Below are 11,508 nucleotides of genomic sequence, written 5' to 3'. Positions count from 1 at the left end.
TCGGCCTCGCGCGTCGCGGCGCGCGCACCGGCTCCCCGGGCCGCCTCGCGGCGGACCCTGTGGACGCGCGCCGCGCGCACGGCGCCGGTCGGGCACCCTCCGCGGCCATGGCCATCCGACTCGATCCCCGTCTCCCGCTCGTCTGGCGCACGCCGGACTCCCTCCAGCTCGGCGTCGACCGCCCGCCCGTGGTGCTCACGGCCGTGTCGCGGCTCGACGAGCGCCTCCTCGACGCGCTGCGCCACGGCATCAGCCGCGGCGGGCTCGACATGATCGCCGCGACCGAGGGGGCGACGCCCGCGCAGGTCACGCAGCTGCTCGACCTGGTGCGGCCGGCGCTCCTCCCGCCGCGCGAGCCCGCGGCCCGGGCGACGCCGGCGACCCCGGCGACGACGCCGCCGCGCGAGGAGCGCGCTCCCCTCCCCCGGTCGCCGCGCCGCGGACCCGTCGCCGTGCGGGGCGGCGGCCCGACCGCCGAGCGCATCGCGGACGCCCTGGCCCGCGCCGGGCACGACGTGCGGATGCGGCACCTCGCCGACGACGCGGATCCGCGCGCGGCCCTCGCCGTCCTCGTCGCGCACTTCGCCATCGCCCCGGCCGTCTACGGGCGCTGGTCCCGGGAGGACGTGCCGCACCTGCCGGTGGTGATCGGCGACCGGCACGCGGCGGTCGGACCGCTCGTCGAACCGGGCCGGACGGCGTGCTGCTACTGCCTGGACCTCCACCGGGTCGACGCGGATCCGGCCTGGCCCGCCATCGCGACGCAGCTGCTCGGGCGCGACAGCGGATCCGAGGCCGGGCTCGTGCCCGCGGAGCTCGCCGCCCTCGCGGCCCGGCCCGCCCACCTCCTCGTCACCACGGGCGAGAACGCGCTCGCGTCCCACCAGGCGGTGCTCGACGTGCGCACGGGTCGCGTCACGCGCCGCGCTTCGCGCCCCCACCCGCGATGCGGGTGTCGAGCTCTGCCAGGAACCGCGACCGCTCCCGCTGACCCGACCGCTGCGGTCCGCTCCGGCTCCAGGAGAGCCGCAACCCGGATCGGGCGCGCGTGATCCCCACGTAGAGGAGGCGCCGCTCCTCGTCCACCGCCTCCAGCGTCTGCGCGTAGCTGATGGGCACGAGCCCCTCGCTGAGCCCCATCAGGTAGACGTGCTCCCACTCGAGGCCCTTGGCGGAGTGCAGCGTCGCGAGCGTGACGGCGGAGACGGTCGGCTCGTGCTGCCCGGCCTGGCGCTCGAGCAGCTCGTCCGTGAAGGCGCGGAAGGTGCTGCCCGCGGGCATGCGCTCCGCCAGGCCCATGATCGCGTCGAGCGACTCCCAGCGGTCGCGCACCGCGCCCGGCTGCTCGGGCGGCTGCTGGCTCCAGCCGAGGCCGCGGAGCACGTCGCTCACCGACTTGAAGAGGGGCTCGCCGGAGATCGAGACGGAGGCGCCGCGGAGCGCGAGGAGCGCCTGCTTGATCTCCGGCCGGTCGAAGAAGCGCTGGGATCCGCGCACCTGGTAGCTCACGCCCGCGTCGCCGAGGGCCTGCTCGAGCACGGCCGACTGGCCGTTCATCCGGTACAGCACGGCGATGTCCTCGGGCGCGATGCCGGAGGCGATCTGCTGTGCGATGGCTCCCGCGATCGCGCGCGCCTCCGCGCCGTCGGACGGGAACGCGCTCACCTGGGGTGCGCGGAAGCCCTCGCCGCGGCCGGGCACGGCGGCGGATCCACGCCCGGAGCGGGCGGCGCCCGTGCCGTCGCCGTCGGGGTCCGCGTCCGCCGAGACGAGCGTGAGGGCCCCCGGCCGGCCGCGCATCAGCCGGTTCGCGGCCTCGGTGATGCCGGACGTCGACCGGTAGTTCCGCTCCAGCCGCACCACGGTCGCCTCGGGGAAGCGCGACGCGAAGTCGAGGAGGTAGGCGCTCTTCGCGCCCGCGAACGAGTAGATGGTCTGGCTGGCGTCGCCGACCACGCAGAGGTCGCGGCGGTCGCCCATCCAGAGGTCGAGGATCGTCTGCTGCAGCGGCGAGACGTCCTGGTACTCGTCGACCACGAAGAAGCGGTACTGCTCGCGGACCTGCTGCGCGACCCAGGGCTCCGCCTCGATCATGCCGGCGGTCGCGAGCAGCACGTCCTCGAAGTCGAGCTGTCGGCGCTGGTCCTTGATGTCCTCGTAGGCTTGCAGGAGGGCGACGGCCTGGTCGGGGTCGAGCTTCGGCGGCAGCGTGCGGGTGGTGCGCGCGGCGAGCCCGTACTGCTCGATCGAGATCATCGAGACCTTGCGCCACTCGACCTCGGCGGCCATGTCGCGGAGGGCGGCCGTGTCGAGGCGGAGGCGGAGGGACTCGGCGGCGTGGCCGAGCATCCGGCCCTTGCTCTCGATGAGGCGCGGCATGGTGCCGCCGACCACCTGCGGCCAGAAGAAGTTGAGCTGCTTGAGGGCGGCCGCGTGGAAGGTGCGCGCGGCGACCGGGCCCGCGCCGAGCTCCCGCAGGCGTCCGCGCAGCTCCGCCGCGGCGCGCGAGGTGAAGGTCAGCGCCATGACGCGGTTGGGCGGGTAGACGCCCGCCTGGATCCCGTACGCGATGCGGTGCGTGATGGCGCGCGTCTTGCCGGTGCCGGCGCCCGCGAGGACGACGACGGGTCCGAGGAGCGCCTGCGCGGCGAGCCGCTGCTGGTCGTCGAGCGCCTCGAGGAGGGCCTCGGCGGTGGGCCCCTCCTCCGCGGCCTCGACGGGGACGAGGGGGGCGAGGCCCGCGGTGCCGGGCACGGGGCCCGCGGCGGATCCGCCCGGTGCGCGCGATCCGTAGGGGTCGGGCCCGGGCGTCCCGGGGACGAGCTGGTCGGTCACGATCGGCGGGTCACCACTCCCGCTCGCCGTCCTCGAGGGGGCCGCCGTACCACTCCTCGATGATGGCGCGCGCGATGGACGACGGGCCGGGCAGCGCGATCTCGCCGAGCGACGCGTGCAGCTCCTCGCGGCTGAACCAGCGCAGGTCGATGATCTCGGTGCCGTCCGGCGTCGCGGGCCCGCTCTCGGCGGCGACGCGCGCCAGGAACCCGACCATGACGGACGCGGGGAACGGCCACGGCTGGCTGCCGAGGTAGCGCGGGTCCTCGACGGTGACGCCGGACTCCTCGAGCACCTCGCGCTTCACGGCCGCCTCGAACGACTCCCCCGGCTCGACGAAGCCGGCGAGCAGCGAGTAGCGGTCGCCGCCCCACATGGCGTTGGCGCCGAGGAGCAGGCGGTCGTCCTGGTCGACGACGCCCATGATCACGGCGGCGTCGGTGCGCGGGAAGACCTGCGAGCCGTCGGAGGGTGCGCGGCGCACCCAGCCGCCCTGCTCGACGACGGTCGGCTCGCCCGTCTTCGGCGAGAAGGGGTGGGACGCGTGCCAGTTCGCGGTGGCGAGCGCGCCCGTGAAGAGCGCCGCGTCGCGGTCGTCGAGCTGGACGGCGGTGGCGCGCAGCTCCAGCCAGCGCTCCTCCGCCGGCTCGAGCGCGAGCGCGGCGGCGTCGCTGAGGACCGCGGCGACGACGGGCGTGCCGACGGGCTCGCCCTCGTGGGCGACGGTGGTGCGGCCGAGGTAGATGCGGATGGTCGCCGACGTCACGCGGTCGACCGGGAGGAGGTCGAGCGCGGCGGGGCCGTCCGCGGCGGAGCCCAGCGCACGGTGGCCGTGCAGGGCGAGGACGCGCGTGGCGGGATCCGCCCAGAGCTCGTCGAACAGGGCCGGCGAGTCGCGGCGCAGCCCGTCGCGGTCGACGCCCTCGCGGGACAGGGGCAGGCGGGAGAGGAAGCTGTCGAGCACGGGTGACCAATCGACTTCGGGGGCGGACGGGCCGAGGGGCGCCGACGGCGGGAGCTGCGGTCCGCCCACGGTGTCCGTGTGCGGCCGGAAGCGCGTGGCGCGGTGAGACGGAGGGCTCCCGGCGACCTAACCTGTAGGGCATGGCCAGATCCCACCTCACTCTAGCCGCGTTGGCGACCTCGGCCGTCGCGGGGCTCGACGTGGTCCGCAGCTCCCCCTTCACGGCCGGCGGCGCGGGCGACTTCGACGCCGCCCTGCTCACCACGAAGGACGACCGCGAGCTCCTCGTGCGCGTCCCGACCACGCAGGCCGCCGAGTCCGAGCAGTCCGCGGACCTCGTGGCGCTCCGGGCGCTGAGCACGGGGATCCGCTCGCGCCTGCCGTTCCAGGTGCCCGAGTTCCTGGGGCAGGCGCCCATCAAGCCCACGCGCGGCTTCGTCTACGGGCACGTGCCCGGCCGGGTCATCTCGCTCGACGAGATCCCCGCGGGCGACGGCCTCGCGCGCGCCATCGGCGCGGCCGTCTCGGCCGTGCACAGCCTGCCGACCGGGTTCGTCGCCGACGCGGGGCTCCCGGTGCTCTCGGCGGCCGAGATCCACAGCCAGACCGCCGCCCTCATCGACCGGGCCGCGGCCACCGCGCTCGTGCCGAGCCTCCTGCTCAGCCGCTGGGAGGAAGCGCTCGACGACGCGTCGCTCTGGCAGTTCCAGCCCACGGTCGTCAACGGCGCCGTGCAGGCGTCCTCGTTCCTCGTCCAGGGCGACGACGTGACCGGCATGATCGGCTGGTCGGAGCTCCGCGTGGCCGACCCCGCCCACGACCTGCACTGGGTGCTGGGCGCCCGCGCCGAGCACGTCGCGGAGAGCGTGTTCCGCGCCTACAACGCCGCGCACCACGTGACGGTCGACCGCCAGCTCAAGCAGCGCGCGCTGCTCTACGCCGAGCTCGAGATCGCCCGCTGGCTCCTGCACGGCACGGACACCCGCAACCAGGGCATCATCGACGACGCCGTGAACATGCTCAGCGCGCTCGTCGACACCGTGCGCGCCGACGAGGGGCACCGCATCGCCCACGAGACGCTGCCCGTGATGGACGTCGACCAGGTCGAGGAGATGCTCGACTCCCGGCCTCAGCCGACCATCGGCCCCGACGGCCCGCGCGACCCGTCCGGCGTGCGCGCGCCCGACCACAGCGCCACGAGGTCCTCCTCGGAGTAGAGCCGCTCGGGCTTCAGCGACCGGTCCTCGGCGACGAAGTAGAACTCCGCGTCGATGAGCTCCGGGTCGATGCCCCGCCACTTGGCGAAGGCGAGGCGGTAGAGCGCGAGCTGCAGCTGCTTGAGCTCGAGGTCGGCCGCGTCCTTCGGGGTGCGGCCGGTCTTCCAGTCGACGACGCGGTACCGGCCGTCGATGAGGAACACGGCGTCGATCTTGCAGATGACGACCTGCCCGGCGAGCTCCATGTGGATCTCGACCTCGACCTCCTCCGGCTTCCGGTTCGCCCACTCGCTCGCCTCGAAGATGGCGCGGAGCCGGTCGAGGTCCTCCTGCTCCACGGGCGGCTCGGTCGGGTCCTGGTCGAGCTCGATCCCGGACGCGTCGATGACGTCGCCCGTGCCCGCGGGGCCGTAGCGCGCCTCGACCCAGCCGTGGAAGAGCGTGCCGAGGCGGGTCTGCCGGTAGGGGCGCTCCGGCATCGGGCGGCGGAGCCGGGCGGCGACGCCCGCGGGGTCGCTCACGAAGTCCTTGAAGCGGGATGCGGGGATGCGCGTGGGCAGGTCGACGAGCTCGGCGTCCCGCGCGCGGGCGTCGCGCTCGGCGAGGAGGAGGTCGATGTCGCGCGTCCAGACGGTCTCGGCCTGCGGGTCGGCGACGGCCACGGCCTCGGCGGCGGCGCGCACGCGGGCCTCGCGCGGTCCGAGCGGCGGGAGCGGCCAGGCGACCCGGGCGGTGCCGGGCTCGAGCGGGTTCTCCTCGAGTTCCGGTGCCTCGGGCAGCGCGTCCGCGGCGATCAGCCCGACCTCCTGGATCTCGCGCAGGAACGTCCCGGGTCCCCGCGGCTTCTGCTGCGTGGACCAGAACGACCCCGTGAGGAGCAGGTCGGAGCGCGTGCGCGTGATGGCGACGTACGCGAGCCGCCGCTGCTCCGCGGCGTTGCGCTCCTCGAGCTCCTCGCCGAACGCCTCCATGGCCTCGGCGAACTCCTTCTGCGTCTCGACCCCGCGCCAGGCGAGCGACGGCAGCTCGGCGGAGTCGCCGCGGAACTCGAACGGCAGGGCGCCGAACGCGACCCAGCCCCGCTTCTCCCGCAGCGTCCCGGGCAGCTCGCCGTCGACCATGCGCGGCACGGCCACCACGTCCCACTCGAGCCCCTTGGAACCGTGGATCGTGAGGATCTGCACCGTGCCCGGCTCCGGCTCCTCGGTGCGCGGCGCGAGGTTGTCACGCCGCTCCGCCTCGGCGAGCCAGGCGAGGAACGGGCCGAGCGTGCCGGCGGAGTCGCCCTGGAGGTAGCCGGCCACCTGCTCGGTGAAGGCCTCCAGGCTCGCGCGGCCGAGCGGATCCGTCTCGTTCGCCGCGACCTCGATGTCGAGCAGCAGCTCCTGCTGCACGACCGTGACGAGGTCGACCAGGTCGAGCCCGACGCGGGACCGGAGCACCTGCAGCTGGCGGCCGCAGGCGCGGAGCCGCGCGAGGCCCTCGACGCTGAACGCCTCGAGCGCGCGGTGGCCCTCGGGGGCGCCGGCGACGAAGTCGAGCGCGTCGACGACGGAGCCGACCTCGTCCGGGACGACGGAGGCGCGGAGGCCCGTCCGGACGTCCTCGGCCAGCTCCTTCTGCGCGTGGTCCCGGGACATGAGCCACGAGGCGACGCGGGACAGCGCGTGCACGTCCTTGGTGCCGACGCGCCAGCGCGCGCCCGTGAGGAGGCGAACGAGCTCGCTGCCCGCGGTGGGGTCGTGCAGCACGCGGAGGACGCAGACCAGGTCGACGACGGCCGGCTGGTCGAGGAGGCCGCCGAGGCCCAGCACGCGGAACGGCACGCCGCGGTCGGCGAGGGCCGTGGTGAACGGCTCGATGGTCTTCAGCGAGCGGCAGAGCATCGCGGCCGAGCGGGGGCGGCCGTCGGATCCCGCCTGCCGCAGCCGGTCGGCGAACCACGCGGCCGTGGCGGCGGCCTCGTCGGCGATGGTCTCCTCGTACGCCACGTCGAGGCGCCCATCGCCCGCGTCGGGGCGGGGCTCGAGGCGCGCCACCGGGATCCGGGACGCGGCCGTGAGCGGCTCGACGATGCGGTTCGCCGCGCCGAGCACGGAGCCGGGGTTCCGCCAGCTCGTGGAGAGCGCGTAGACGGGCACGTCCGCGCCGGACGCCCCCGCGGGCGCGAAGTCGGCGCCGAAGCGCGCGAGGTTGGCCGCGCTCGCGCCGCGCCAGCCGTAGATGGACTGGTGCGGATCCCCCACGGCCATGACGGGCGTGCCGCCGAAGAGCGTGGCGAGGAGCCGGGTCTGCACGACGGAGGTGTCCTGGTACTCGTCGAGCAGGACGACCCGGAAGCGCGCGCGGTGCTCGGCGACGACCTGCGGCACCCGCTCGCAGATCGCGAGCGCGAAGGCGACCTGGTCGCTGTACTCCACGAGGCCGCGCCGGGTCTTCTCCTCCTGGAACCGCACGGCGAGGTCGACGAGCGGCGGCAGCGCGCCCACCGCGGCGACGGCCTCGGCCGCGGGCGCCTTCCGGATGCGCGCGGATCCGAACGGCAGCTCCTCGAGGCGTGTGAAGGCCCCGGCCAGGCGCACGACCTCGCCCGGGTCGGCGACGTTCTCGCTCATCGCGCGGCTGAGCGAGATGACGGCCTGCGTGATGGGGTCGACCCCGCGCCCGAGCTCGAGGAGCCGCGGGTCGGTGCTCTCGACCACGAGCCGGCGCGCGAGCTGCCACGCGGACGCCTCCGTGAGCACGACCGACTCCGATTCGCGGCCGATGAGCGTCGCGCTGTCGCGGAAGATGCCGTTCGCGAAGGCGTTGTAGGTCTGGACGGTGGGCGTGGCGAACGCGTCCGCCGGCGCGGCCGCGAGCCCGGCCTGCTGCAGCTGCTCGATGCGGGCGCGGATCCGCACCCCGAGCTCGCCCGCGGCCTTGCGCGTGAAGGTGAGGCCGAGGATCTCCTCGACGCCCACGTGCCCGTTCGCGAGGAGCCACACCACGCGGCTCGCCATGGTCTCGGTCTTGCCGCTGCCGGCGCCCGCGACGACGAGGCCCGGCTCGAGCGGCGACTCGATGACGCGCCGCTGCTGCTCGGTGGGGCTCGGCAGGCCGAGCGTCTCCGCGATGCGGCGGGCGCTGATCGGGCCGTTGGCCGCGGCGCCCGCGTCCGGGCGAGCACCCGCGCCGTCCACGGCGCTCACGCCGACACCGCCCGCACGAGGTGGATGCGGTACCGCCGGGCCGATCCCGGATCCCGCTCCCCCAGGTCCGGCGTGCCGTCGAAGGTCGCCCCCGCCATGCCCTGGGCGGCGTCCGCGATGCGCGTGCGGAAGCCGTCGAGCTCCTCGCGCGTGAGCGGCTCCTGCGGCAGCTCGCGGTACGGCCGGCCGCCGGTGCCGCCCGAGACGTAGAGGAGCTTGGCGCCGCCCGACGGCGCGTCGGCGGGCACCTGCTCGAGCGAGCCCTCGACGAAGGCCAGCTGGTACGAGCCGAGCTGCGCGTGCGTGGGGATCTCGCCCCGGGTCGGGTAGCGCCGGCCGGTCTTGAGGTCGACGATGACCACCTGGCCCTCCTTCGTCAGCTCGATGCGGTCGATCATGCCGCGGAGGCGCGCGACGCCCACCTCGAGCTCGAAGGAGCCCTCGGCCGCGAGCATGCGCCCGCCGTCCGCCTGGAAGTCGCGGAGGTAGCCGCTGACGCCGGCGATGAGCTCGCCGGCCTGCCGCCGCTCGCGCTCGCCCACCCAGGGCGACTCGAAGGGCAGCTCGCCCCAGCGCTCGTCGAGGCGGACCTCGAGGGCGGGCGGGCGGAGGTCGGCGTCGGGGTCGAGGCTCGCCTCCTCCATCACCGCGTGGACGATGGTGCCGATGCCCATGGCCGTGCTCGTGGATCCGCCGGACGCCTGGTCGATGAACCAGTTGAGCGGCGAGCGCTCGAACGCCTCGAGCCGCGACGGCGACACGGGCACGCGCGCCGCGGGGTCGGAGAGGTCGACGACGGGGTCCGTCGTGGAGGGCTCGCGCAGGCCGTACCACTCCGCCGGATCGGCGCCCGTCACGCCCTCCGCGGCCAGCCGGGCGAGGGCCGACGCGGCGGCGAGGCCGCGCTCCCGGGTGGCGTCCGCGGGACGCCTGGCCGTGCGGTCGCCGGAGACGACGCGGCCGTCGTCGAGCAGCACGGCGTCGCGGTGGACGACCGCGAGCTCGCGCCGGAGCGCGCCGACCAGGCCGCGGAGCGACAGCGGGTGGTCGGGCCGGATCCGCAGGGCGGCCGGCGCGTCCTGCGCCACGCGGCCGGCCTCGGCGCCCGCCTCCGCCTCGGCGAGGCCGGGCGCGGGCGGCACGAGCCGGAGGAACGGCGACGGCGCCTCCTCGTCGTTCGCGGTGGCGCTGAGGACCACGACGCGCGACGCCCGCGACACGGCGAGCGCGAGCATCCGCAGCTCGTCGCCGAGGACCTCGGCCCGCTCGTCGACGTCGGCGCGGTCGAGTCCGCGCGCGACCGCCGAGAGGCGCTGGGGGTGCAGCAGGGATCCGCGCAGGCGGAGGTTCGGCCAGACGCCCTCCTGCAGCGCGGCGACCGCGACGACCTCGTACCCGGCGCCGACGACGGCGGAGGGCGTGGCGACGAGCACCGTGTCGGCGAGCGGCTGCGGCGACAGCGTGTCCTCGGGGACCTCGGCGCCGAGCAGCTCCTCGACGAAGTCGGACGCAGGTCGGCCCGGGTTGCGCTCCACGAACCGCCGCGCGGCCGTGAAGAGCGCGACGATCCCGTCGAGGTCGCGGTTGGCCTGGTCGGCGACGATGCCGGTCTGCAGCGCCTGCTCGAACCACTGCGGCGCGAGGCGCGAGCCCTCCCACAGGTGCCAGAGCAGCTCCTCGATGGTGGCGGCCGCGGCCGCGAGCTCGCGCCCGGCCTGCAGCGAGCGGGCGAGGCGCGCGAGCCGACGGGCGGGCGCGAGGTCGAGCGTGTCGAGCCGCCCGGGCGCGGCGAGCGCCTCCACGAGCAGCTCGTCGCTCGACCGGTGGCCGTCGCCCGCGAGCTCCTCCTGGCGGAGCGCGAGGCGGAGGCGGCGGAGCGCGACCCCGTCGAGGCCGCCGAGCGGGCCGGTGGCGAGCTCGGCCGCGATGTCGGGCGTGAGCGGCACCCGCCCGAGCACGACGTCGACGGCCCGGATGAGCGCGAGCGCGGCGAGGTCGTCGCGGAGCGCGCGCCCGGCGACGGCCGTCCGCGTGGGCACCTCGGCGGTCGCGAGGTTGCGCGCGACCTGGGGCACGAGGGATCCGGAGCGCACGAGCACGACCATCCGCGCCCACGGCACGCCGCCGAGCAGGTGCTCCTCGCGGAGCCGACGCGCGAGGCGGGCGAGCTCGATGGCGCGCGTGGGCGCCTCGATGACCTGGACCGGGTCATGGTCGTCGACGAGCCCGGGCGCGGATCCCGCCTGCCGCTGCCGCCCTGCGCCCGCCGCGCCGATGCGCGCCGTGACCGCGGACGTGAGCGCCCGGAGCGCGGGCGGCTGCCGGTGCACGCGGTCGAGGACGAGCGTGCGGAGGTCCGGCAGCCCGAGCACGGTGGACAGGCGGCCGAGCGCCGAGGCCTCCGCCCCGCGGAAGGTGGCGGCCGCGACGTCGGGGTCGCCGAACGCGACCACGTCGGCGCCGCGCGCCGCGAGCGCCTGGAGGAGGGAGAGCGTGGCGACGGTGGCCTCGTGCAGGTCGTCGGCGACGACCAGCCGGATCCCGGTGAGCGCCTCCCCCCGCGACACGAGCAGCACGGCCTCCGCGAGCAGCTCCGCGCTGTCGAGGTGGTCGCCGCGGAAGGAGTCGACGACGTCCTCGTACTCGCGCGCGAACGCGGCCGCGCCGATCCATTCGGGGACGCCGTGCGCCTGCCCGAGCGCCGCCAGCGCCTCCGGCCGCACGCCCTCCTCGGTGGCGCGCATGAGCAGCTCGCGGAGCTCCGTGCGGAAGGCGCGGAGCCGCCGCACCTCGACCCCGAGCGGGTCGGGCCACGCGGGCCCGATGCCGAGCTCCTCGTGCCCGGCGAGGAGGTCGGCGATGATCTGGTCCTGCTCGGCGCCCGTGAGCAGCCGCGGCGGCTCGGTGCCGGTCTCCGCGGCGCGGCGGGCGAGCACCTCGAACGCGACCGAGGTGGCGGTGCGCGCGAGCGGCCCCAGCGTGGGCACGCCGACCCGCAGCGCGAGCTCGTCGCGGAGGCGCGTGGCGGCGGCGCGGGACGGCGCGAGCACGAGGACCTCGGCGGGATCGAGCCCCCGCACGAGGATCCGCTCGGCGACGAGCTCCTTCAGCGTCGTGGTGCGGCCGGATCCCGGCGCGCCGAGGACCGCCGCGCTCACCCCGACGGGCAGCTCGACGACCGCGCGCTGCGACGGATCCAGCTCGACCGCGGGACCCCCGTCGCCGGCGGCGGAGGCGGGCGGCTGGCGGAATCCCCTGATGGTCACGCGCCCACGCTACCGGCGGCCTCCGACGTCGCCGG

At 76.1% G+C, this 11,508-nt stretch carries 5 protein-coding genes and 1 pseudogene; 2 read left to right on the top strand and 4 right to left on the bottom strand.

Translation table 11 applies throughout. The features are described from left to right. Positions 1 to 107: 107 nt before the first annotated feature. A pseudogene (locus tag ACT7CP_RS05810) lies at positions 108 to 950 on the top strand (TOMM precursor leader peptide-binding protein); the annotation flags it as partial. On the opposite strand, the gene ACT7CP_RS05805 reads toward ACT7CP_RS05810, so the two are convergent. Together ACT7CP_RS05805 and nudC are read right to left on the bottom strand one after the other, a co-directional pair. After that, positions 916 to 2,835, bottom strand: a complete 1,920-nt coding sequence (locus ACT7CP_RS05805) for an ATP-dependent helicase (protein ID WP_445443703.1) — start codon at positions 2,833 to 2,835, stop codon at positions 916 to 918. The pseudogene ACT7CP_RS05810 and the gene ACT7CP_RS05805 sit on opposite strands and share 35 nt — an antisense overlap. A 10-nt stretch (positions 2,836 to 2,845) precedes the next feature. Further along, positions 2,846 to 3,799, bottom strand: coding sequence for an NAD(+) diphosphatase (gene nudC, locus ACT7CP_RS05800; protein WP_445443702.1), 954 nt, complete (start codon positions 3,797 to 3,799; stop codon positions 2,846 to 2,848). Between the two features lie 140 nt (positions 3,800 to 3,939). On the opposite strand from nudC, the gene ACT7CP_RS05795 reads away from it, so the two are divergent. Next, positions 3,940 to 5,016 carry a phosphotransferase gene (locus ACT7CP_RS05795; RefSeq protein WP_445443701.1) on the top strand — a complete coding sequence of 359 codons (1,077 nt, stop codon included), beginning with the start codon at positions 3,940 to 3,942 and terminating at the stop codon, positions 5,014 to 5,016. On the opposite strand, the gene ACT7CP_RS05790 is transcribed toward ACT7CP_RS05795, so the two are convergent. Continuing rightward, complete coding sequence (locus ACT7CP_RS05790) at positions 4,929 to 8,207, bottom strand: ATP-dependent helicase (protein WP_445443700.1); 3,279 nt, start codon at positions 8,205 to 8,207, stop codon at positions 4,929 to 4,931. The two genes, ACT7CP_RS05795 and ACT7CP_RS05790, sit on opposite strands and share 88 nt — an antisense overlap. Further along, positions 8,204 to 11,473: an ATP-dependent helicase gene (locus tag ACT7CP_RS05785; RefSeq protein ID WP_445443699.1), complete on the bottom strand. Its 3,270-nt coding sequence runs from the start codon at positions 11,471 to 11,473 to the stop codon at positions 8,204 to 8,206. The genes ACT7CP_RS05790 and ACT7CP_RS05785 overlap by 4 nt, the downstream gene beginning before the upstream one ends. Between the last annotated feature and the right edge of the window lie 35 nt (positions 11,474 to 11,508).

The sequence above is a fragment of the Clavibacter rahimiani genome (genome assembly GCF_052654495.1).
The sequence above is the reverse complement of the archived record's forward strand: the minus strand, read 5'-3'. Positions and strand labels throughout refer to the sequence as shown.